The sequence below is a fragment of the Xylanimonas sp. McL0601 genome (assembly GCF_049852175.1).
Classification (GTDB): domain Bacteria; phylum Actinomycetota; class Actinomycetes; order Actinomycetales; family Cellulomonadaceae; genus Xylanimonas.
Genome location: NZ_CP187527.1, coordinates 1,758,314 through 1,779,744 on the forward strand (window position 1 = coordinate 1,758,314; position 21,431 = coordinate 1,779,744).

General features: G+C 71.2%; 22 protein-coding genes. 9 read left to right on the plus strand and 13 right to left on the minus strand.

The features are described 5' to 3' along the window. Window positions 1-3: 3 nt before the first annotated feature. On the minus strand, window positions 4-534 hold the full coding sequence (locus ACO4JP_RS08055; protein WP_425956858.1) for a GNAT family N-acetyltransferase: 531 nt from the start codon (window positions 532-534) through the stop codon (window positions 4-6). Continuing rightward, window positions 531-1,130 carry a DUF3043 domain-containing protein gene (locus ACO4JP_RS08060; protein ID WP_425956859.1) on the minus strand — a complete coding sequence of 200 codons (600 nt, stop codon included), beginning with the start codon at window positions 1,128-1,130 and terminating at the stop codon, window positions 531-533. The genes ACO4JP_RS08055 and ACO4JP_RS08060 overlap by 4 nt, the downstream gene beginning before the upstream one ends. A 61-nt stretch (window positions 1,131-1,191) precedes the next feature. Between ACO4JP_RS08060 and ACO4JP_RS08065 the strand changes: the two genes are divergently transcribed. Beyond that, window positions 1,192-2,586 carry a dipeptidase gene (locus ACO4JP_RS08065; RefSeq protein ID WP_425956860.1) on the plus strand — a complete coding sequence of 465 codons (1,395 nt, stop codon included), beginning with the start codon at window positions 1,192-1,194 and terminating at the stop codon, window positions 2,584-2,586. Between the two features lie 16 nt (window positions 2,587-2,602). On the opposite strand, the gene ACO4JP_RS08070 is transcribed toward ACO4JP_RS08065, so the two are convergent. Beyond that, entirely contained in the window at window positions 2,603-3,136 is a 534-nt protein-coding gene (locus ACO4JP_RS08070; protein WP_425957072.1) for an acyl-CoA thioesterase, read from the minus strand. Window positions 3,137-3,198: 62 nt separating this feature from the next. Then, a complete protein-coding gene (locus tag ACO4JP_RS08075; RefSeq protein ID WP_425956861.1) occupies window positions 3,199-3,816 on the minus strand; it encodes a DJ-1/PfpI family protein in 618 nt (205 codons plus the stop codon). Between the two features lie 30 nt (window positions 3,817-3,846). Between ACO4JP_RS08075 and ACO4JP_RS08080 the strand changes: the two genes are divergently transcribed. From ACO4JP_RS08080 to ACO4JP_RS08105, 6 genes are all read left to right on the plus strand, one after another. Beyond that, entirely contained in the window at window positions 3,847-4,341 is a 495-nt protein-coding gene (locus ACO4JP_RS08080; protein ID WP_425956862.1) for a hypothetical protein, read from the plus strand. A gap of 52 nt (window positions 4,342-4,393) precedes the next feature. Continuing rightward, a complete protein-coding gene (gene erpA / locus ACO4JP_RS08085; protein WP_425956863.1) occupies window positions 4,394-4,744 on the plus strand; it encodes an iron-sulfur cluster insertion protein ErpA in 351 nt (116 codons plus the stop codon). Window positions 4,745-5,143: 399 nt separating this feature from the next. Beyond that, window positions 5,144-6,058: a cytochrome c oxidase subunit II gene (gene coxB, locus ACO4JP_RS08090; RefSeq protein WP_425956864.1), complete on the plus strand. Its 915-nt coding sequence runs from the start codon at window positions 5,144-5,146 to the stop codon at window positions 6,056-6,058. Further along, window positions 6,058-7,782 carry a cytochrome c oxidase subunit I gene (gene ctaD / locus ACO4JP_RS08095; protein WP_425956865.1) on the plus strand — a complete coding sequence of 575 codons (1,725 nt, stop codon included), beginning with the start codon at window positions 6,058-6,060 and terminating at the stop codon, window positions 7,780-7,782. The genes coxB and ctaD overlap by 1 nt, the downstream gene beginning before the upstream one ends. Continuing rightward, window positions 7,779-8,180 carry a cytochrome c oxidase subunit 4 gene (locus tag ACO4JP_RS08100; protein ID WP_425956866.1) on the plus strand — a complete coding sequence of 134 codons (402 nt, stop codon included), beginning with the start codon at window positions 7,779-7,781 and terminating at the stop codon, window positions 8,178-8,180. Before ctaD ends, ACO4JP_RS08100 begins: the two co-directional genes overlap by 4 nt. A 223-nt stretch (window positions 8,181-8,403) precedes the next feature. Then, window positions 8,404-9,237: a hypothetical protein gene (locus ACO4JP_RS08105; protein WP_425956867.1), complete on the plus strand. Its 834-nt coding sequence runs from the start codon at window positions 8,404-8,406 to the stop codon at window positions 9,235-9,237. 258 nt (window positions 9,238-9,495) lie between these two features. Here ACO4JP_RS08105 and ACO4JP_RS08110 read toward each other — a convergent pair whose 3' ends face one another. From ACO4JP_RS08110 to ACO4JP_RS08135, 6 genes are all read right to left on the minus strand, one after another. After that, window positions 9,496-10,398 (minus strand): NADP-dependent oxidoreductase, encoded by a 903-nt coding sequence (locus tag ACO4JP_RS08110; protein WP_425956868.1) that lies wholly within the window; start codon window positions 10,396-10,398, stop codon window positions 9,496-9,498. A gap of 199 nt (window positions 10,399-10,597) precedes the next feature. Then, window positions 10,598-11,227, minus strand: coding sequence for a superoxide dismutase (locus ACO4JP_RS08115; RefSeq protein WP_425956869.1), 630 nt, complete (start codon window positions 11,225-11,227; stop codon window positions 10,598-10,600). A 127-nt stretch (window positions 11,228-11,354) separates the two neighbouring features. Further along, a complete protein-coding gene (locus ACO4JP_RS08120) occupies window positions 11,355-13,079 on the minus strand; it encodes a cytochrome b (protein ID WP_425956870.1) in 1,725 nt (574 codons plus the stop codon). Next, window positions 13,076-14,128 (minus strand): Rieske 2Fe-2S domain-containing protein, encoded by a 1,053-nt coding sequence (locus ACO4JP_RS08125; protein ID WP_425956871.1) that lies wholly within the window; start codon window positions 14,126-14,128, stop codon window positions 13,076-13,078. The genes ACO4JP_RS08120 and ACO4JP_RS08125 overlap by 4 nt, the downstream gene beginning before the upstream one ends. Next, window positions 14,125-14,904, minus strand: coding sequence for a c-type cytochrome (locus ACO4JP_RS08130; protein ID WP_425956872.1), 780 nt, complete (start codon window positions 14,902-14,904; stop codon window positions 14,125-14,127). The genes ACO4JP_RS08125 and ACO4JP_RS08130 overlap by 4 nt, the downstream gene beginning before the upstream one ends. Before the next feature lie 88 nt (window positions 14,905-14,992). After that, window positions 14,993-15,640: a cytochrome c oxidase subunit 3 gene (locus ACO4JP_RS08135; RefSeq protein WP_425956873.1), complete on the minus strand. Its 648-nt coding sequence runs from the start codon at window positions 15,638-15,640 to the stop codon at window positions 14,993-14,995. Between the two features lie 257 nt (window positions 15,641-15,897). On the opposite strand from ACO4JP_RS08135, the gene ACO4JP_RS08140 reads away from it, so the two are divergent. Together ACO4JP_RS08140 and trpD are read left to right on the plus strand one after the other, a co-directional pair. Further along, window positions 15,898-16,308 carry a hypothetical protein gene (locus tag ACO4JP_RS08140; RefSeq protein ID WP_425956874.1) on the plus strand — a complete coding sequence of 137 codons (411 nt, stop codon included), beginning with the start codon at window positions 15,898-15,900 and terminating at the stop codon, window positions 16,306-16,308. 100 nt (window positions 16,309-16,408) lie between these two features. After that, on the plus strand, window positions 16,409-17,491 hold the full coding sequence (trpD, locus tag ACO4JP_RS08145; protein WP_425956875.1) for an anthranilate phosphoribosyltransferase: 1,083 nt from the start codon (window positions 16,409-16,411) through the stop codon (window positions 17,489-17,491). Between the two features lie 3 nt (window positions 17,492-17,494). On the opposite strand, the gene ACO4JP_RS08150 is transcribed toward trpD, so the two are convergent. The 3 genes from ACO4JP_RS08150 to ACO4JP_RS08160 are packed head-to-tail and all read right to left on the minus strand — an operon-like array spanning window position 17,495 to window position 21,389. Beyond that, on the minus strand, window positions 17,495-17,776 hold the full coding sequence (locus ACO4JP_RS08150; RefSeq protein ID WP_425956876.1) for an Lrp/AsnC family transcriptional regulator: 282 nt from the start codon (window positions 17,774-17,776) through the stop codon (window positions 17,495-17,497). Beyond that, window positions 17,770-19,521: a DEDD exonuclease domain-containing protein gene (locus ACO4JP_RS08155; protein WP_425956877.1), complete on the minus strand. Its 1,752-nt coding sequence runs from the start codon at window positions 19,519-19,521 to the stop codon at window positions 17,770-17,772. Before ACO4JP_RS08155 ends, ACO4JP_RS08150 begins: the two co-directional genes overlap by 7 nt. Window positions 19,522-19,565: 44 nt before the next feature. Beyond that, window positions 19,566-21,389, minus strand: coding sequence for an AMP-dependent synthetase/ligase (locus ACO4JP_RS08160; RefSeq protein ID WP_425956878.1), 1,824 nt, complete (start codon window positions 21,387-21,389; stop codon window positions 19,566-19,568). Window positions 21,390-21,431 lie beyond the last annotated feature (42 nt).

The following is a 21,431-nucleotide window of genomic DNA, read 5'->3' on the forward strand; positions in this document are numbered from 1 at the left end:
CGCTCAGCGGAGCGGCTTGCGCATCACCCAGTCGGCACGGCCGGGCTCCCGCGCGGGGACCGGGTCGCCGACGGCGGTGAACCCGCGTCGCCGATAGGCCGCGACGGCGCGGCCGACGTCGGTGAAGACCTTGAGAGACAGCGCGTCGCCGCGGGGCTGGGCCCAGTGCTCGACGGCGGTCAGCAGCGCGTCGGTCACACCACCCGGGCCGCGGTGAGCGGGAACGACCCAGACCCACGTCAGCTCCGGGCCCTCGCCCTGCACGCGGCAGCCCATGACCCCGAGCCACGTGCCGTCGCTGCCTTCGGCGACCTGCAGGGTCTGGTCGGCCTCGGCCCAGGCGGCGGCGACGTCGCGCCAGTGCTGCTCAGGGAGCCCTGCTTCGGCGTCCGGTCCGTGCCCGAACGCGGCCGACGGGTCGGCCAGCATCGCCAGCCGCGCGCCCCGCACGGTCGCCCACTCGGCGGCGGTGGCCGCCCGCACGACGAAGCCCGGCCCCTCGGGACCGGGCTCCGCGACGGGCGTCTCGCTCACGCGGGCCAGACGCCGTGCTTCTGGTGGTTCGGCCGCGGCATGCGCGTACGGCGGATCTGGAAGACGCGCATCGCCGCGTACCAGGCCGTGCCGCGCTCGACCTCGCCGAACCTCGCCCCCAGCTTGCGCTTCAGACCGAGCCACATGACCACGCAGTCGGCGATCGCGATGAGCACGACGACGTAGAGCGCGATCAGCACGATGAACGCGAGGTTCTGGTACCGCACGACGACGAAGTTCAGCACGATGAACGCGAGCGCCACGGGGAGGAAGTACTCGCCCAGGTTCCACCGGGCGTCCACGTAGTCGCGCACGTACCGGCGCTGCGCGCCTTTGTCACGCGCCGGGAGGAAGCGCTCGTCGCCCCGCTGCATGCCCTCGTACGCGCGGGCGCGCGTCTCCTTCTGCTTGACACGCGCCGTCGCCGCTGCCGCCTTGCGGTCGCTCGGCACGAGGGGTCGCTTGTTGGCGGCCTCGGAGGTGGAGCGCCTGGGAGTCGGGCGGCCCTTGCCGACGTTGCCGGCCTGCTCGATCTCGTCGGCCTGGGTGACGGCGTCGGCGCCGGTGGGGGCCGTGGGCTTGTTGCGGGAGAACACGCCACGAGTCTACGGGCCACGGACCCAGGCCGACGCCGTCCGGCCCGGGTAGCGTGACGGCGTGACCGCTCAGAGCCCCACCACCCCCCAGGCCGCCGACGTCGAGACCCTGCGTGCCGTCGTCGACGAGCTGTTCCCGGCCCTCCAGGACGACCTCGTGTCGCTCGTGCGCATCCCCAGCGTGGCGATGGCAGCGTTCGACCCGGCCCACGTCGAGGCGTCGGCCAAGGCCGTTGCGGACCTGCTGCGCGGGGCCGGCCTGCCCGAGGCGCAGATCCTGCGCTCGCCGCGGCCCGACGGCGCCCCCGGTGCCCCGGCCGTCGTCGCGCGGCGCCCGGCGCCCGAGGGCGCGCCGACCGTCATGCTGTACGCGCACCACGACGTGCAGCCCGCGGGAGAGGGCTGGGAGACGGACCCGTTCGAGCCAGTCCAGGTCGGTGACCGCCTCTTCGGGCGCGGTGCTGCCGACGACAAGGCGGGCGTCGTCGCTCACCTGGGTGCGTTGCGCGCGCTCACCGCCGCCCGGCTCACGCCCGAGGTCGGCATCACGGTGTTCGTCGAGGGCGAGGAGGAGGACGGCTCGCCGTCGTTCCGCGCGTTCCTCGAGGAGCACCGCGAGCTGCTCGCGGCCGACGTCATCGTCGTCGCCGACTCGGCCAACTGGAAGGTGGGCGTCCCGGCGCTGACGACGTCGCTGCGCGGCCTCGTGGACGGTTTCGTCGAGGTCGAGGTGCTCGGGCACGCCGTGCACTCCGGCATGTTCGGCGGCCCGGTGCTCGACGCGCTCACGCTGCTGTCGCGCCTCGTCGCGACGCTGCACGACGACGCCGGCGACGTCGCCGTCGAGGGGCTCGTCCGCGCGCCCGACCCGACCGTCGAGTACGACGAGACGGCGTTCCGCGCGGAGTCGTCGGTGCTCGACGGCGTGCCCCTGGTGGGGACCGGTCCGCTCGCGGGCCGAATCTGGACCAAGCCTGCGCTGTCCGTCATCGGCATCGACGCGACCCCGGTCGCGCAGGCGTCGAACACGCTGACGCCGCGCGCCCGCGCCAAGCTCTCGCTGCGGCTCGCGCCGGGGCAGGACCCGCAGGCCGCGGCGGCCGCGCTCGAGGCGCACCTGACGGCGCACGCGCCGTTCGGGGCGAAGGTCACGTGGACCACCAAGGAGACGGGCAAGCCGTTCCTCGCGGCGGGCGACACCGCGGCGATGCGCGCCGCTCGGGCCGCGTTCGCGGCGGCGTGGGGCACCGACCCGGTCGACACCGGCATCGGCGGATCCATCCCGTTCATCGCCGACCTGCTCGAGATCTTCCCGGACGCGGCGATCCTGGTCACGGGCGTCGAGGACCCGGACTCGCGCGCCCACGGCGCCAACGAGTCGGTCCACCTCGGTGAGCTCCGCAAGGTGATCGTGGCGGAGGCCCTCCTGCTGACCCAGGTGGCGCAGGCCCTCTGACGAGACGGTTCCGGCGCTACGTCGTCGGCTCGCGGTGGGCGACGTCCAGGGCGCGGGCCCATGCCGCCACGTCAGCGGGCAGCTGCGGGCTGGTCGGCGGCGCGTCCGGGCCGAGCAGCGCGACGACGTCGGGCATCGGGATGCGCGCGCCGTCGCGGGAGAGGAAGCGGCCCGCGACCCACGCCGTCGCGCACACGTCCTCGCCGCGGGCGAAGACCTGCTCCATGTAGACGACGCGCTCGTCCCAGCCGAGCACGCGCGTGGTGATGCGGAACCTGTCCCACAGCTGGAGGGAGCGCTTGTACTTGACGGTCGACGCGGCGACCACCGGGTACCAGCGTCGCTCGCCGAGGCGCCGGAACCCGTCGAGGTCCGCCATGTAGTTCCATCGCGCGATGTCGGCCATCTGCAGATAGACGCCGTTGTTCACGTGGAACAGGATGTCGAGATCGCCCGGGTGCACCCGCATGTCGGTGAGCGAGGGGTCGAGGAGCCCCCTGCCGGGGACCGGTCTGCGGGGGCGGAACGTCTTCCAGGCGAGCTGCAGCATCCGGGTCACGCGGGGCAGGCTACTACCGGCTACGGGTGGTATCAGATATCTGGGTCACACCTTCAGGTCCACAGCCCGTGCTCGAGCCCTGCCGTCGACTCGTGCTGCAGCGCGTGCCGCACTGCCCGCGCGACGGCAAGCGACTCGAGACGCGCGACCAGGTGCAGCGCCATGTCGATCCCCGCGGTCACGCCCGCCGAGGTGACGACGTCGCCATCGTCCACGTACCCGGCCTCGGTGTCGACGATGACGGACGGGTCGATGGTGACGAGCTCGTCGTAGTAGTCGTGGTGCGTGGTGGCGGGGCGTCCTGCCAGGAGCCCGGCAGCGGCCAGCACCAACGCCCCCGTGCACACGCCCGCGACGAGGGGCGTCGTCGCCCGCACCGAGCGCAGCCACTCCAGGTGCCCGGGGTCGGCGAGCAGGGTGCTCGTGGCGTCCCCGCCGGGGTGCAGCAGCAGGTGCAGCGGGCCGACGTCGTCCGCCGCCGCCGCGGGCACGACCCGCAGGCCGTGCGCGAGCCGCACGCCGGCGCCGTCGCGCGAGAAGGTCGTGACGGTCGGCTGCAGGGAGGAGCGGGCGCGCCACGTCGAGAGCACCCCGAACGGGCCCACGACATCGAGCTCTTCGGCCCCGTCGAACACGAGGATCCCCACGTGCGGACCCGCGCTGGTCGTCATGCCGACCATCGTCGTGCCACGATCGGCACCGTGCACGTGCTGCTGCTGGCCTCGCAGGCCACGCTCGCCGAGGAACTCGCCGCGGCGTGGCGCTCCGCGGGGGCGGGGTCCGTCGAGCCCGCCGTCCTGCCGTCCCGCCCCGCCGTCGCAGCGCCGCCCGGCGTCTTCGTCCCGCTCTCCGCGCTCGGCCTGACGACGGCGGCACCCGTCGTCGACCCGGCCGAGGCGAGGTTGCGCAAGCTCGCCGCGGTGGCGGACGTCGTCGTCGTGCACCTGGACGTTCTCGACGGCCCTGGCCTGCACGAGGGGCCGCTTCCCCTGGTCGCTCGGGTGGCTGGGGAGCGGGCGCTGCCCGTCGTCGTGCTGGCCGGTCGCAGCGAGGCGAGCCGGCGCGAGTGGTCCGCCGGAGGCGTCAGCGGCGTGCACGAGGTCGGGGCGGACGCCGCGGCACGGGCCGCCGCCGTCGCGCGCGCGGCGCGCACCTGGGACCCGCAGTGGTCGCCCCAGGGCCACCACGCACCGTGACGTGATGCGTAGTATCGGTCTGAGCGAGACTCAACCCGTCGTTGGAGGAAGCATGACCGACACCCTCGAGACCACCACGCACGGCGTGGTCCTGACCGACGTCGCGGCCGGCAAGGTCCGCAACCTCCTGGAGCAGGAGGGTCGCGACGACCTGCGTCTGCGCGTCGCCGTGCAGCCCGGCGGCTGCTCCGGCCTGATCTACCAGCTGTACTTCGACGAGCGCCTGCTCGACGGCGACGAGGTCACGGACTTCGACGGCGTCGAGGTCGTCGTCGACAAGATGAGCGTCCCGTACCTGGAGGGCGCCACCGTCGACTTCGCCGACACCATCGAGAAGCAGGGCTTCACGATCGACAACCCGAACGCTGGCAGCTCCTGCGCCTGTGGCGGCTCGTTCGCCTGACGCGCCACCACCTGGCGGACCGCACGGCCCGGCCACCCGAGGGACTCCCCGGGAGGCCGGGCCGTCGTCGTGAAAGGGCGCGTGGGGTTGGTCACAGGGGTCCGGACGCGGGGCGCGCGAGCGTCAGCACCCTCCCTCGCGACAGCTGGATGCCCGGCGCCGACGGGGGAGGGATCTGACACTCAGTCTGTCGATGTCGCGACCAGTAAAGATGCTGGCGCGAGGGCGGCGAATCGTCACCTCCGAGCCCCCGATGACCGGCGGTGTCGGGACGGTGAGCGCGCTAGGCTGCGGTGTATCGAGGACGAGAAGGTCCCGCCACCGGTCTGTCGCGCAGTGCGTCACTGAATGACGCGAATCGCACGGGCCGGACGCGGGTCGTGACGTGAAAGGCCTCCCTTGCAGTCGAAGCCCCCCACCCGCGCCCCGCGGGCCATCCTGCGCGCGACGGCTATCGCCGCCGCGGTCGCCGTGCTGGCCTCCGGCTGCGCGAGCGACGCCGTCAAGCGCGGTTACCTGCCCGGTTACCCCGACGGGGAGGTGACCAACCAGACCGAGGGCATCCGCCACCTGTGGGTCGGGTCGTGGGTCGCCGCCCTCATCGTCGGCATCATCACCTGGGGCCTGATGCTCTGGTGTGTCGCCGCGTACCGCAAGCGTCGTGACGACAACCAGCTGCCGGTGCAGACGCGCTACCACGTGCCGCTCGAGCTCATGTACGTGATCGTGCCGCTGGCGATGATCCTCGTGCTCTTCTACCACACGGACAACGTCATGACGGACGTGACCCGCGTGGACGGCAACGCCGACGTGCACATCCATGTCATCGGCAAGCAGTGGAGCTGGGACTTCAACTACGTGGACGACAACGTCTACGACTCCGGTCAGCACCTCATCGACGTCGGCGGCCAGACCGCCGCGGACGAGGTCGATGGCGCGCGCGGCACCTCGACGGCGCTGCCGACGCTCTACCTGCCCGTCGGCGAGAAGGTCGAGTTCACGCTCGACTCGCGCGACGTCATCCACTCGTTCTGGATCCCGGCGTTCCTCTTCAAGAGGGACATGATCCCGGGGCGCACCAGCCAGTTCGAGGTGACACTGGAGCGTGAGGGCACCTATGCCGGCAAGTGTGCCGAGCTGTGCGGTGAGTTCCACTCCGGGATGCTCTTCAACGTGAAGGTGGTCTCGCGCGAGGAGTACGACGCGCACATGGACGACCTTCGCTCGCAGGGCAAGACCGGCCAGCTCGGCCTCGACCTGAACCGCCACCAGGAGGCTCCGGCCTCCGCCGAGACCGAGGGGGCCGAGCACTGATGGCCGCATCCGCATCGTACGGCGGCGAGGTGATCCCGGGCCTCGCACCCCGGCGTCAGAACCTCGGTCGCACGGTGGTCAAGTGGATCACGTCGACCGACCACAAGACGATCGGGTACATGTACCTGATCATGTCGTTCATCTGGTTCTGCGTCGGCGGCGTCATGGCGCTGATCATGCGCGCCGAGCTGTTCGAGCCGGGCATCCAGATCGTGCAGAGCAAGGAGCAGTACAACCAGCTCTTCACGATGCACGGCACGATCATGCTGCTGCTGTTCGCGACCCCGCTCTTTGCGGGCTTCGCGAACGTCATCATGCCGCTGCAGATCGGAGCGCCCGACGTCGCGTTCCCGCGACTGAACATGTTCGCGTTCTGGCTGTTCTTCTTCGGCGGCCTGATCGCCGCGGCGGGCTTCGTCACGCCGCAGGGCGCCGCCTCGTTCGGCTGGTTCGCCTACGCGCCGCTCTCGGACACGACGTTCAGCCCCGGGCTGGGCGGTGACCTATGGGTCTTCGGCCTCGCGCTCGCCGGTTTCGGCACCATCCTCGGTGCCGTCAACTTCATCACGACGATCATCACGATGCGTGCGCCCGGCATGACGATGTTCCGCATGCCGATCTTCACCTGGAACACGCTCATCACGAGCCTCCTGGTGCTGATGGCCTTCCCGCCGCTGGCCGCCGCGCTGTTCGCGCTCGGCGCCGACCGCCGGCTCGGTGCGCAGGTGTTCAACCCGGACAACGGCGGCGCCATCCTCTGGCAGCACCTGTTCTGGTTCTTCGGCCACCCCGAGGTGTACATCATCGCGCTGCCGTTCTTCGGCATCGTGTCCGAGGTGCTGCCGGTCTTCAGCCGCAAGCCGATCTTCGGCTACAAGGGCCTCATCTACGCCACGGTCGCGATCGGTGCCCTCTCGGTGACCGTGTGGGCCCACCACATGTACGTGACCGGCGCCGTGACGCTCCCGTTCTTCTCGTTCATGACGATGCTCATCGCCGTGCCGACCGGTGTGAAGTTCTTCAACTGGATCGGCACGATGTGGCGAGGCAAGCTCACCTTCGAGACGCCGATGCTGTGGGCGATCGGCTTCCTCGTGACGTTCCTCTTCGGCGGCCTGACCGGCGTCATCCTCTCGAGCCCGGTGCTCGACTTCCAGGTCTCGGACACGTACTTCGTGGTGGCGCACTTCCACTACGTGGTGTTCGGCACCGTCGTGTTCGCGATGTTCGCCGGCTTCTACTTCTGGTGGCCGAAGTTCACGGGACACATGCTCAACGAGCGCCTCGGCAAGCTGCACTTCTGGCTGCTCTTCATCGGGTTCCACACGACGTTCCTCATCCAGCACTGGCTGGGCGTCATCGGCATGCCGCGCCGCTACGCCGACTACATGCCCGAGGAAGGCTTCACCTGGATGAACCAGGTGTCGACGGTCGGGTCGTTCATCCTGGCCTCGTCGCTCCTTCCGTTCTTCTGGAACGTCTACACGACGTCGCGGCGGGCGCCGCTCGTGACCGTCGACGACCCGTGGGGCTACGGTCGCTCGCTAGAGTGGGCGACGGCCTGCCCGCCGCCGCGGCACAACTTCATCTCGCTGCCCCGCATCCGCAGCGAGTCGCCGGCCTTCGACCTGCACCACCCCGAGGTCGCGGCCATGGAGCACCCGGAGCTGTACCCGCAGTACGCCGGCACGTCGACCACCACGATCGAGGGTCCCGCCAAGTGAAGACCGAGACCAAGCTCTTCCTGTACCTCGCGCCCTTCTTCGTTGTCGTCGGCGTCATCTACGGCTTCGTGACCGGCTGGGGCGAGCCGGTCGGCTTCCTCGGGATGCCGCTGCTCGGCGGCCTGGTGGCCATGGTCGGCGCCTACCTCGCACTGACGGCCCGCCGCATCGACCCGCGGCCGGAGGACGATGAGCACGGCGAGATCGCCGACGGCGCCGGCGACCAGGGCGTCTACGCCCCGTGGAGCTGGTGGCCGCTGGTCATCGGTGCCGCCGCGGCGCTGGCCTTCCTCGGCCTCGCGGTCGGCTGGTGGGTGCTCTACCTCGGGTTCGTGCTCGGCGTCATCGGCCTGGTCGGCTGGGTGTTCGAGTTCAGCCGCGGGCAGCACGCGCACTGATCGACGACTGACACCGCGGCGTTGACGCCGCGGATCGGCAGCTACGAGCCGACACGAGAGGCCCGCTCCGGATGGAGCGGGCCTCTCGTCTTTCATCCTCCTGATGTGCGGATCGCACCCTGGGAACCGCGTTAGATTCGGGCTATCGACGCCGCAGATCCTGTGCGGTGGGGCGGGGCGACGGGGTGTCCCGCCGAGGCCAGAGAACCCCGATGGAGTGCACGTGCGTCTCACGAGAAGCGCCGCGGGCATCATCGCGGCCATCGCCGCGCTGGTCATCGGCCTGAGCGCATGCGGCCCGTCGGGAGACGCTGGTCCGAAGGGCGTCGAGGTCGGCGCCTCGGCGCCTGCGTCTCCCTCTTCTGATCTCACCCAGGCCACGTTCGCCGACGCCATCGCGGCCGGCCTGAAGTCGGTCACGTCGATGCACGTGGACCTCACCTACAGGGGCAGGTTCGCCGATGCCGGGAAGCTCACCGGGACCGCGGCGAGCGACGTCGTCCGGAAGGGCGACGAGACCGACCTGCACATGACGACAAGTGTCGCCGGCCGGGACCTGGATCTGTTTCTCATCGGCAGCGACGTCTACGTCGGCCTGGGCGAGGCGACCGGCGGTCGGTACGTGCACGCGACCATGGACAAGCTGGCGAAGCACGCCGGCCTCGCCAAGTTGCTCGACGGGATCCACGCGGCGGACATGGGCGCTCAGGCCCGAGCCTTCGCGGCGGGCATCACCTCCTTCACGAAGAAGGGCACAGGCGTCGTCGACGGCACGGCCGTAACCATCTACACGATGACCGTCGACCCCTCGAAGGTCGCCGAGGGATCCAGGTTGCTCGACCCTGCGCAGGCGAGGCACCTCGGGAAGCTGACCGCCACGTACTCGCTCGACGCGCACAACGTCCCGTTGCGGGTCGACGTGCGGGCGACGACGACGGGTGGCCAGTCCTTGACGATCTCCATGCACGTCAGCAAGCTCAACCAGACGGGCGCGATCGTGCCGCCGCCGGCGGACCAGACGATCGAGCTGTCCGATCTCGCGGGTGCCCTGCACTGAGGGCGCGTGCCCTTGCATGACATAGGTCCTTCCTTGCCCGAGCATCCGACTGACTCCGGCGCCGTCCGTGCCTGGCTCCAGACGTCCGCGCGAGCTGCGCAGCCACACGTGGGTCCCGACGCCTTCGTCCGCGCGAGGCTTGACCTCGGTCGGCTGATCAGCCGCGCGGTGAGGCGAGGTCGGCGCTGGGTGCGGGCCGCCCCGGCCGATGGGACCGGGCGCCCCGCCGGCGCGACCGGGCGCCCGGTGCTCGGGGCGTCAGAGCACGAGGACGACTTTGCCGCCCGGATGCCCACCGTCGACGAGCGCCTGCGCCTCGGCGGCGGCCTCCATGGGGAACGTAGCGGCCAGGGGGACCTCCAGGTCGCCGCTCGTCACGCGCTCGACCACCTCGGCCAGGGCAGCGGGGTTGAACTCTGCGCCCTGAGAGAACGTCACGCCGAGCGCCATCGCAGACGGGTCGGCGATGGTCACGACTCGGTCGGTACTGCCGCGCAGCTCGATGCTCTCTGGCAGGACGCCGCGTCCGGCGGCGTCGAGGACCGCGTCCACCCCCTGAGGCGCGAGCGCACGTACGCGCTCGACCAGGCCGTCGCCGTAAGTCGTGGGGGTGATGCCCCAGCCTCGGAGCCGGTCGTGCTGGGCGGCGGACGCGGTGCCGATCACGGTGACGCCCGCGGCGCGCGCGAGCTGGGCGGCGAGCCCGCCGACCCCGCCGCTCGCGCCGTGCACGAGAAGAGTGGATCCGGGGCGTGGGTCCAGCAGCGCGAGGACGCGGGTAGCCGCCTCGGCGACGACGGGGATCGCCGCGGCCTGAGCGGGCTCGAGGCTCGGGGGAACCGAGGCCCAGCCGTGGAGCACCGCAAGCTCGGCGTGCCCGTGCCGGGTCCAGCCCGTCACGCGGTCGCCGACCGACACTCCCGTGACTCCCGGCCCCACTCGGTCGACCACACCTGCCGCCTCGAGGCCCGGTACGGCGGGGAACGTCGTCCGGACGAACGCCGACATGGCCCCCGAGCGGACCTTGCCGTCCCAGACGTTGACGCCCGCCGCCTCGACGCGGACCCGGACCTGGCCCGGACCCGGGTCCGGCTCGGGACGGTCGTCGACCACATGGAGCTCGTCGGGTGCGCCGTAGCTCTCGAACACGATCGCGCGCATGTCAGCCTCCTCAGGCGGGCGCCGGACCAGGCCGGCGTCGAAGTCCGTGCAGTACTCGTTGCCACCGTAGGCGAGGTCACGGCCGGGACGCTGCGGCTGGGTGAGGTGGCCCGGGCCACTGGACCGGCGCTCCGGCGAAAGCAGAACGCCCCCTCTGCCACGACGGCTGAGGGGGCGTTCCGAGGTGCGAGAACGAGCGTCAGAGCGACGGGACGATGAGGCCCGCGGTCTGGGACTTCGCGCGGGCTAGGCGGGCGTCCGCGTCGGCCCAGTTGACGATGTTCCACCAGGCCGTGACGTAGTCGGCACGGACGTTCTGGTAGTCGAGGTAGTACGCGTGCTCCCAGCAGTCGAGCAGAACGATCGGCACGAGGCCGAGCGCGATGTTGCCCTGCTGGTCGTAAAGCTGAACGATGATGAGCTTCTGGCCGATGGAGTCCCACGCGAGGATGGCCCAGCCGGAGCCCTGCACACCGGCGGCGACGGCCGCGAAGTGCGCCTTGAACTTCTCGAACGACCCGAAGTGCTCGTCGATGGCGGAGCCGATCTCACCGGTCGGCTCGCCGCCGCCCTCGGGGGAGAGGTTGGTCCAGAACGCCGAGTGGTTGACGTGCCCGCCGAGGTTGAACGCGAGGTTCTTCTCGTGCAGGTTCACCGCGGCGAGGTCGCCCGCGTCGCGGGCCTCGGCCAGCTTGTCCAGGGCCGTGTTGGCGCCAGCGACGTAGGCGGCGTGGTGCTTGGAGTGGTGCAGCTCCATGATGCGGCCCGAGATGTGGGGCTCGAGGGCCGCGTAGTCGAAGCTCAGGTCAGGGAGCGTGTAGACAGCCATCAACTTCCTCCTGTTGCGTTCCGGCCGCCGGGATGGTGGTCGGGTGGGAACAAAGACGACCCGCGCAGCGCCCTCCCATCGGGCGGGAAGGCGCGGCGCGGGCCGTCGTCGTCGGTCAGGTCAGAGCTCAGCGCTCCTGATCGGTGCGGGCAGCGCCGGCCGGGAGGGCGGCGTGCTCGTCGTGCGGGGCCTCGATCGCCTCGTGCTCGCCGTGCGCGTGGGCGGCGGCCAGCTCGGACGGCGTGACCGGCTCGATGCGGTCCTCGAAGAAGAACTTCGAGATCTGGTGCCAGCGCTTCTCGGAGGCGTAGCCCTTGCGCTTGACGCCGCGGGAGTCGGCGGCCGGGGCCAGCTCGCGCGGCGTGTGCGCCTCGAAGTTGACGCGCAGCCAGCGCTCCTGCTCCTCGAGCGGGGCGTGGACCTCGATGTACTCGCCGCTGGCGAACCGCACGATGCGGCCCGACTCGTGGCCGTGGAGCACCAGCTCGCGGTCCTTGCGCTGCAGGCCCAGGCAGATGCGCTTGGTCACCCAGAACGCGAACCACGGGCCGAGGAAGAGCAGCACGCGGAACACCCAGGTGATCTCGTTGATCGAGAGGTGGAAGTGCGTCGCGATGAGGTCGTTCGAGCCGGCGAGCGCCAGGATGATGAACGCCGTCAGGAAGGCGATGCCCAGGCCGGTGCGGACCGGGACGTTGCGCGGGCGGTCCAGCACGTGGTGCTCGCGGTGGTCGCCCGTGACCTTGGCCTCGAGGAACGGGTACGTGAGCAGGAACGTGAACAGGATGCCCGGGACAATCATCGCCGGGACAAGGACGTTGAGCGACAGTGTGTAGTTGCCCCACGTCACGATCTCGGCCTGACCCGGCATGAGGCGCAGAGCACCCTCGAGGAACAGCATGTACCAGTCCGGCTGCGCGCCGGCGGACACGGGCGACGGATCGAACGGGCCGTAGTTCCAGACGGTGTTGATCGCCATCGTGCCGCCCATGAGGGCCAGCACGCCGAAGATGAAGAAGAAGTTGCCGCCCATCTTCGCGACGTACACCGGGAACGCGGGGTAGCCCACCACGTTCTTGTCGGTGCGGCCGCCACCTGGGTACTGCGTGTGCTTGTGCAGCACCATGAGGAACAGGTGCAGGCCCACGAGGGCGAGGATCAGGCCGGGCACGAGCAGGATGTGCACGGTGAACAGGCGGGCGATGATGTGCTCGCCCGGGAACTCGCCGCCGAAGATGAAGTACGACATGTACGAGCCGATGATCGGGATCGACTTGACCACGCCGTCGGTGATGCGCAGACCGTTGCCGGAGAGCACGTCGTCGGGCAGCGAGTAGCCGGAGAAGCCGGCCGCGAGGCCGAGGATCATCAGCGTCGAGCCGACGAGCCAGTTGAGCTCGCGAGGCTTGCGGAACGCGCCCGTAAAGAAGACGCGCATCATGTGCGTGACGATCGACGCCATGAAGATCAGCGCAGACCAGTGGTGGATCTGGCGCATGAGCAGGCCGCCGCGCACCTCGAACGAGATGTCGAGGGTCGAGGCGAACGCGACGGACATGAGCTGCCCGTGCAGCTGCGGCAGGTCGCCGTCCCAGGTCGTGAGCGCGCTCGACGGCTGGAAGAACATCGCGAGGAAAACACCCGTGATGAGCAGGACGACGAACGAGAACAGCGCGATCTCGCCGAGCATGAAGGACCAGTGGTCCGGGAAGATCTTCCGCGCGAACTCCTTGACCGCGACGCCGATCGACGTGCGCTGGTCGAGGTAGTCCGCAGCCTTGCCGGCCGCCGTGGTCGGCTCGGCCGGACGGCGGGCGCTCTTCGCGGTCTGGGACGTGGTTGCGGTGCTCACTTCAGGCGCTCCCAGTAGCTCGGGCCGATCGGCTCGGAGAAGTCGTCCTCAGCGACAAGGTACCCCTCATCGTCAACTGTGATGGGAAGCTGGGGCAGCGGGCGCCTGGCGGGCCCGAAGACCACCTTGGCGCCGTCGGCGACGTCGAAGGTCGACTGGTGGCATGGGCACAGCAGGTGGTGCGTCTGCTGCTCGTACAGCGCGACGGGGCAGCCGACGTGCGTGCAGATCTTCGAGTAGGCGACGATGCCATCGTACGACGCGCCCGGGCGCTGCTCAGCGCGGATGTCCTCCGGGTTGAGGCGGATGAGCAGGACCACGGACTTGGCCTTCTCGGTGATCCACTCCTCGGTACGGCGGTCCTCCTCCGGCACGTCGGGCATGACGTGCGCGACGGAGCCGACGGTGAGGTCGGTGGCCTTGACCAGGCGGCCGTCCGGGTCGTAGGCGAGCCGGCGGCCCTTGTGCCACAGCGTGTGGCGGAACTTGCTGACGTTCCAGTCGGCGCCGACCGAGCTCACGAGCGGCACGGCGATGGTCAGCGGGAACAGGAGGAGGGAGCCCACGAACGCGCCCTTGAGCAGGCCGCGGCGGGCGATGCCCGAGTCCTCGATGCCCTGCTGCAGCGCGACGACGGCGACCTCGCGAGACTCAGGGGAGGTCGCGATGGGGTGACGCTCGTCGATGTACTCGTGGTTCGACATGAGCGCCTTGGCCCAGTGGACCGCCGCGAACCCGATGCCGAGCAGCGAGACGGCCAGGCAGACGCCGAGGAGCAGCGTCGAGAGGCGCACGCCCGCGGTGGTCCCGTCCGGGCGCACGGCGAAGTACGCGACCAGCGAAGCGATCGTGCCGAGCGAGGACAGGCTGAACAGGATCACGATGATCCGCTCGGCCCGCTTCGCTGCCGCCGGGTCGGTGTCGGTCAGGCGGGGCTTGTGCGCCGGGACGCCCGGGTCCGGGAAGCGGTCGGGGTGCACGAGCGCACCGCCGTCGTGCCGGTGCCCGATCTCGTGCGACGGGTTGGTAGGGGTGTTGCTCTCGCTCACGAGGACTTCGCTCCGATCCAGATCGCGCCGCCGATCATGATGGCGAGGCCGATGACCCACGCCCACAGGCCCTCCGCCACCGGGCCGAGACCGCCGAGCGGGTTACCACCGGCCGAGCCGGAGTGCTGCTCGTCGAGGAAGGCGATGATGTCGCGCTTGCCCTCGGGGGTGATGTTGGCGTCGTTGAACACCGGCATCGACTGCGGTCCGGTGAGCATCGCCTGGTAGATGTTGCGCGGCGACGTCTTCATCAGCGACGGCGCGAACTTGCCCTGGGACAGGGCGCCGCCGGCGCCGACGGCGTTGTGGCACATCGCGCAGTTGGTGCGGAAGAGCGCCATGCCGTGCGCGGCATCGCCCTTCGACCCGTCGACCTGCTCGTCCGTCGGGATCGCGGGGCCGTCGCCGAGCGAGGCGACGTACGCGGCGAGCGCGGCCGTCTGCGCCTCGTCCATCTGGCGGGGCTTGACCTGGGCCTGCGGGCCGTCCATCTGCATCGGCATGCGGCCGGTCGAGACCTGGAAGTCCACGGCTGCGGCGCCGACTCCCACGAGCGACGGCGCGACCTGCGTGCCCTCGGCGCTTGGGCCGTGGCAGGTGGCGCAGTTCGCCTGGAACAGCTTCTTGCCGGTCTCGATGTCCGCGGTGCTGGCGGTCGCGGCGCTCGCCGGACTCGGGGCGATGGCGGCGTACACGCCGCCCATGGCCAGCAGCGCCAGCAGCAGCAGCACGACCGGGGCGGCCCGGTGGTGCCTGCGGGCGGCGAGTGCCTTCACGAAAGTGACCTCGTCTCGTGGCTTTGTGGAGTGGTTCGGTGGATGGTGCGGAAGCCGCTGCGCCCGCGTCGGGCCGGTGGCTGCCCCGTCACTGGAGCAGGTAGATGACCGCGAAGAGCGCGATCCAGACGACGTCGACGAAGTGCCAGTAGTACGACGTGACGATGGCCGTCGTGGCCTCGTGGTGGCCGAAGCGCCGGGCGGCGAACGAGCGGCCGAGCAGGAAGAGGAAGGCGATGAGGCCACCGATGACGTGGAGGCCGTGGAAGCCCGTCGTCAGGTAGAAGACCGAGCCGTACGGGCTCGACGAGATGCTCAGGCCATCCTGGACCAGACCTGCGTACTCGAAGATCTGCCCGCCGATGAAGAAGGCGCCCATGAGGTAGGTCAGGGTCGTCCACTCGTGCAGGCCCCACTGCATGAACTGCCAGATCTTGCCGGAGCGGACCGGCTTGAAGCGCTCGGCGGCGAGCACGCCCATCTGGCAGGTGGCGGACGACAGCACCAGGACGGTGGTGTTGAGGAAGGCGAAGGGGACGTTCAGCTTCTCCGTCTGCGCGGCCCACTCGGCCGGGTCCATCACGGAGCGAACCGTGAAGTACATCGCGAAGAGGCCCGCGAAGAACATGAGCTCGCTGGCGAGCCAGACGATCGTCCCGACCGACACCGGGTTCGGGCGGTTGACGCTCACGTGCTGGTGGGCGGTGGGGGCAGCAGCCGTTTCGGTCGTGGACACGGAGTCATTATTGCCGACTCCGACATGTTTTGAGCCACGCAGAACGGCACTTCGGAGGCCGAAGTTCGCGGAATTCCGCGGATTTTCGCCGAAGTGCTCGCGCTTGCTGACGATCCCTGGGAGAGTGCCACGAAAAGACCACGTTCTGCTGGTTCTCGACGTGACGCCGGTGTGCCACGATGCCAGCAAAACGTGGGTCGCAATCGCCCCTCGGCGCGGTCCGTCGCACCGAGTGGCCTGACGGGAGGCACGACGGCATGACGGTGACCAGCGAGCAGGCGAGCGGTCCGCGAATCCTGCTCTACAGCGACGACCGGACGGTGCGGGAGCAGGTGCGCCTCGCCGTCGGGCCGCGACTGCGCGCGCACGCCCCCGTGATCGACTGGGCGGAGGTCGCGACGGCGGCCGCCGTCGTCGACGCGGCCGACCGTGAGCGCTGGGACCTCATCGTGCTCGACGGCGAGGCGGACAAGGTCGGCGGCATGGGCCTGGCCCGGCAGCTCAAGAACGAGGTGTACGAGTGCCCGCCGATCCTGGTGCTGACCGGCCGGGCCGAGGACGCCTGGCTCGCCTCCTGGTCGCTGGCCGACGCCGTCGCGCCGCGCCCGCTCGACGCGATCACGCTGCAGAGCACCGTCGCGGGCCTGCTTGCGGGCGCACCCGTCTGACCGGCGAAACGGGAGGCCGCGAGCGGGCGCGAGCCGGTAGCGTTCGCTGTGCCCGCCACGCGGCGGGCAGCCGTGCCCGGTACCGAGAGAGGGACCCGCGTTGAGTCAGCCCGTCGTCGACAACGCACCTGCGACCGACCCCACGCTGGCGTGGCCGGTCGTCCTGAACCAGCTCGTCGCCGGCGGTGACCTGACCGGGGCGCAGGCGGCGTGGGCGATGGACGAGGTCATGTCGGGCGCGGTCTCGCCGGCGCGGCTGGCCGGCTTCCTCATGGGCCTGCGCGCCAAGGGCGAGACGGTGGACGAGCTCGGCGGGCTGGCCGCCTCGATGCTCGCGCACGCCACGCGCATCGAGGTCCCGGGCCGCACGGTCGACCTCGTGGGGACCGGCGGCGACCGCGCGCACACGGTCAACATCTCGACCATGGCCGCGATCGTCGTCGCGGGCGCCGGGCTGCGCGTCGTCAAGCACGGAAACCGCGCTGCGACCAGCGCGTCCGGCGCTGCCGACGTGCTCGAGGCGCTCGGCATCCGGCTCGACCACGCGCCGGAGCGCGTCGCGCAGATCGCCACCCAGGCCGGCATCACGTTCTGCTTCGCGACCGTGTTCCACCCGTCGATGCGCCACGCGGGCGTCGCTCGCAAGGAGCTCGCCGTGCCCACGGCGTTCAACTTCCTCGGGCCGCTCACCAACCCCGCGCAGACGAGCGCGACGGCGGTGGGCTGTGCCGACGCGCGCATGGCCCCGCTCATGGCCGGCGTGTTCGCCGAGCGCGGCACGTCGGCGCTGGTCTTCCGGGGCGACGACGGCCTCGACGAGCTCGCGGCAACGGGTGGGACGGCCGTGTGGGAGGTGTGCGACGGCGTTGTCACGTCCGGCCACCTCGACGCCGCCGCCGACCTGGGACTGACCCGCATCGAGGTCGCCGACCTCCGCGGTGCCGACGCCGCCCACAACGCGCGCGTCGCGCTGGGCGTCCTGGACGGCTCGGACCGCAGCCCGGTGCGCGAGACGGTGCTGCTCAACGCCGCCGCGGCGCTCGTCGCGGACGGCACCCTCCCGGGCACCGCCGGGGGGACGCTCGTCGAGCGGCTCGCTGCGGGCATCGGCCTCGCCGCGCGCAGCGTCGACGACGGCGCCGCGATGGGCACCCTCGAGCGGTGGCGGGCGGCGTCGGCCTGAGGCCTACTCGTCCAGGCCCAGCGCGAACGCCTGGTCCAGGTCGACGCTCGAGTACGCCCGGAACGCGATGAGCGTCTCGGTGCGCAGCACGCCCGGCACCTTGCTGATGCCGTCGGCGATCGCGTCCGCGAGGTCGTCGTGGCTGCGCACGCGCACCATCGCGACGAGGTCGGCCTTGCCGGTCACCGAGTAGACCTCGCTGACCCCCTGGAGGTTGGCCACCCGGTCGGCGACCTCCGGGATCTTGTTCGGTTCGGTGTCGATGAGCACGATCGCGGTCAGCATGGGGCCATGGTAGTGATCTGCGCCCTGACCTCGCCCGAGACACCCGCGAGATCGGCGTGGGACAACGCCGAGCGGACGGGCACGGCCCACGGGTCGCTCGTGTGCACCAGGCGCACCTCGGGGGACTCGAGCCAGTCGATCACCAGCGCCGCCTCCTCGGGGTGGCATGCGGGCGCCGGCGCCACGGGGGCCTCGACCGTCTCCGCCGTCGCGCGCAGCGCATCGACCACCGGCAGCGGGTCCTCGCCCGGCCGCGTCACCGCTGTCGCGGCGAGCCGCGCGTGGCGCACGACGACCAGCTCCCACCCGCCGGCTGCCGTCGGACGTGCGGCGACGAGCTCGGCGCAGCGGGCGAGCGGCGCCAGGCGTTGGGCGCGGCCCGCGCCCTGGACGTAGGCGCGCAGGCGGCCGGTGACGAGGCCCGCCTCCTCGAAGCGCTCCTCGGCGGCGAGCCGTCCGATGCGCAAGGCCAGCGCGTGGACCACGGGCGACGGGTCGCCCGTGAGCGCGTCCGCCGCTGCCTGGGCGACGGCGGCGTACGCCGTGTCGGGCGCCTCGACCGCGGTGCACGGCGCAGAGCACCGACCCATGCCGGCCAGGGCGCAGGGGCTGCCTGGCGACCGGGACACGAGCGCCAACCGCAGCGAGCACTGCCGCAGCGGCAGGGCGTCGTGCAGCGCGTCGACCGCCTCCTGCGCCGTGCGGCGTGAGCCGAACGGGCCGATGTGCGGCGCGCCCGCACGGACCTCACGGACGACGGACAGCCGGGGGTACGGCTCGTCCGTGAGGCGTACCCACGTGTTTCGCTCCGGATGCTTGGAGCGGCGGTTGTAGCGCGGCTCGTGCTCCGTGATGAGCCGCAGCTCGCGCACCGCCGCCTCGAGCGGCGTCGCGCACACCACCGGCGTGACCTCTTGCGCGATGCGGACCATCTCGGTGATGCGCCGGCGCTTCTCCGCGGCCGTGAAGTAGCTGCGAACGCGCTTGCGGATGTTGGTGGAGGTGCCGACGTACAGCACCTCGTCCCGAGGGCCCTTGAACAGGTAGACCCCGGGCGCCTCGGGCAGGCCGTCGGCGAGGTGCCGCTTGCGGCGCACGTCCGGCGGAACCGGGTCGGCGGCCGTCGCCAGGTCCTCGAGGTGGGTCACGCCCATCGCCCCGAGCCGGTCGAGCAGGCCGTGCAGCACGTCGACCGTGGCCCGCGCGTCGGCCAGGGCGCGGTGCTCGGGGACCACCTGGGCGTGGAAGAGGTTCGCGAGCGTGGACAGCTTGTGATTCGGTGCCTCGTCGCGCAGGACCACCCGGCGCGCGAGCGGCACCGTGTCGACGACGGCGAAGCCCGGCCACGGATAGCCGAGCCCGGACGCCGCGGCCTTGAGGAACCCGACGTCGAACGGCGCGTTGTGCGCGACCAGCACGGATCCGTGCGCCCACTCGAGGAACGACGGCAGCACGAGGTCGATCGCGGGCGCGGTGGCGACCATCGCCGTCGTGATGCCGGTGAGACGGGCGACGAACGCCGGCACCTCACGCCCGGGGTTCACGAGCGACTGGAACTCGCCCAGCACCTCGCCCCCGCGCACCTTGACCGCCCCGATCTCCGTGATCCCGGAGTCGGTGGTACGCGTGCCGGTGGTCTCGAGGTCGACGACGACGAATGTGACGTCGTGCAGCGGCGTCCCGAGCTCCTCGAACGAGGGCTGGTAGCCCACGCGGGTGGCGCTCGAGGACGTCTGGCTCGTCATGGCGGGAACGGTACGGCTCGCCCCCGACATAGTCCACGTCCCGGTCAGGCGGTGTGGAGCGACTGCCTGTCGGACGTCGGGGCGTAGATGCGCTCGACGTCGTCCGCGAAGTCCTTGAGGACCAGCGTGCGCTTCACCTTGAGCGAGGGCGTGAGGTAGCCGTTCTCGACCGTGAAGTCGCCCGGCAGCACCGTGAACTTGCGGATCGACTCGGCCTTGGAGACCGCGTTGTTCGCCCGCGTGACCGCCTGGTCGAGCGCCGCGAGCACGTCCGGGTCCGTCATCGCCTGCTCGACGGTGAGCTCGGGCTTGCCGTGCATCGTCAGCCAGCCGGGCAGGCCCTCGGGGTCGAGGGTGATCAGCGCGCCGATGAACGGCCGGTTGTCGCCGACGACGACGCACTGGCTGACCAGCGCGTGCGCCCGGATGCGGTCCTCGAGCACGGCCGGGGCGACGTTCTTGCCGCCCGCCGTCACGATGATCTCCTTCTTGCGGCCCGTGATCCGCAGGTAGCCGTCATCGTCGAGCGAGCCCAGGTCGCCCGTGCGGAACCAGTCGCCGTCGAACGCCTCGGCCGTGGCCTGCGGGTTGTTGTGGTAGCCGCGGAAGATGTGGTGGCCCCGCAGCAGGATCTCGCCGTCCTCGGCGACCTTCACCGAGCAGCCGGGCAGCTCGGCGCCGACGGTGCCGATCTTGGTCTTCTCGGGCCGGTTGACGCACGTGGGCGCCGTGGACTCCGTGAGGCCGTAGCCCTCCAGGATCGTCAGCCCCATGCCGCGGTAGAAGTGGCCGAGGCGCTCGCCCAGGGGCCCGCCGCCCGAGACGGCGAACCGCGCCTCGCCGCCCAGCTTGCCGCGCAGCGTCCCGAACACGAGGGCGTCGGCCAGTGCGTGCTGGGCCTTGAGCCACAGGGAGGGGCCGCGGGGCGTGTCGAGCGCGCGCGACCATGCGATGGCCGTCGCGGCGGCCCAGTGGAAGATCTTCACCTTGCCGCCCGCGGCCGCGGTCTGCTCGGCCGCGTTGTAGACCTTCTCGAACACGCGCGGGACGGCGAGGATGTAGGTCGGCTTGAACTCGCCGAGGTCGTCGACGAGCGTCCTGATGTCGGGGGAGTGGCCCAGCACGGTGCCGCCGGTGATCGCCAGCACCTCGACGAACCGCGCGAACACGTGGGCGAGCGGCAGGAAGAGCAGCGTGCGGCCCTCGGCGTCCGCGAACACCTCCGGTACCTCGGGGACGGTGTTGGCGGTGAGCGAGGCGAAGTTGCGGTGCGTGAGCTCGGCGCCCTTCGGGCGGCCCGTGGTGCCCGAGGTGTAGATGATCGTCGCGAGGTCGTCCAGCGTCGCGAGCCCACGACGGCGTGCGATCTCGTCGTCAGGCACGTCGGCGCCCGCCGTGGTCAGCGCAGCCACCGCGCCGTCGTCGATCACGAGGACCTCGCGGCACGCGGGCGTCTGGTCGCGGACCTCGGCCACCGTGGCCGCGTTCTCCGCGGACTCCACGACGAGCACGGTGACCGCGGCGTCGGACAGGATCCACTGCACCTGCTCGGCGCTCGACGTCTCGTAGATCGGGACGGGGACGGCACCGGCGGCCCAGGCCGCGAAGTCGAGGAGCGTCCACTCGTAGCGCGTGCGGGACATGATGCCGACGCTGTCGCCCGGCTGGACGCCCTGGGCGACGAGACCCTTCGCGACGGCGACGACCTGGGCGTCGAACTCCCGGACCGTGACCGGCTCCCAGCGGCCGTCGCGGCGCACCTCGGCCAGGACGGCGTCGGGCGCCTGACGCAGGCGGTCGGCGACGACGTCGTTGAGGTTCGACGTACGCGGCAGCTCGATCCGCAGCGGGCTGGTGGTCTCGTCCATGCTGACTCCAGTGGCAGGTGACGGGGCGTGCGGCGACACGAT

Bases quoted from the DNA above. Each gene is read 5' to 3' on its own strand.
- ACO4JP_RS08115 (WP_425956869.1), bottom strand. From the start codon at position 11,227: ATGGCTGTCTACACGCTCCCTGACCTGAGCTTCGACTACGCGGCCCTC.
- ACO4JP_RS08150 (WP_425956876.1), bottom strand. From the start codon at position 17,776: ATGCTGACCGCGATCGTGCTCATCGACACCGAACCGAACAAGATCCCG.
- ACO4JP_RS08140 (WP_425956874.1), top strand. From the start codon at position 15,898: ATGACGGTGACCAGCGAGCAGGCGAGCGGTCCGCGAATCCTGCTCTAC.
- ACO4JP_RS08160 (WP_425956878.1), bottom strand. From the start codon at position 21,389: ATGGACGAGACCACCAGCCCGCTGCGGATCGAGCTGCCGCGTACGTCG.
- ctaD (WP_425956865.1), top strand. From the start codon at position 6,058: ATGGCCGCATCCGCATCGTACGGCGGCGAGGTGATCCCGGGCCTCGCA.
- erpA (WP_425956863.1), top strand. From the start codon at position 4,394: ATGACCGACACCCTCGAGACCACCACGCACGGCGTGGTCCTGACCGAC.
- ACO4JP_RS08110 (WP_425956868.1), bottom strand. From the start codon at position 10,398: ATGCGCGCGATCGTGTTCGAGAGCTACGGCGCACCCGACGAGCTCCAT.
- ACO4JP_RS08070 (WP_425957072.1), bottom strand. From the start codon at position 3,136: ATGCTGCAGCTCGCCTGGAAGACGTTCCGCCCCCGCAGACCGGTCCCC.
- ACO4JP_RS08155 (WP_425956877.1), bottom strand. From the start codon at position 19,521: ATGACGAGCCAGACGTCCTCGAGCGCCACCCGCGTGGGCTACCAGCCC.
- ACO4JP_RS08075 (WP_425956861.1), bottom strand. From the start codon at position 3,816: ATGACGACCAGCGCGGGTCCGCACGTGGGGATCCTCGTGTTCGACGGG.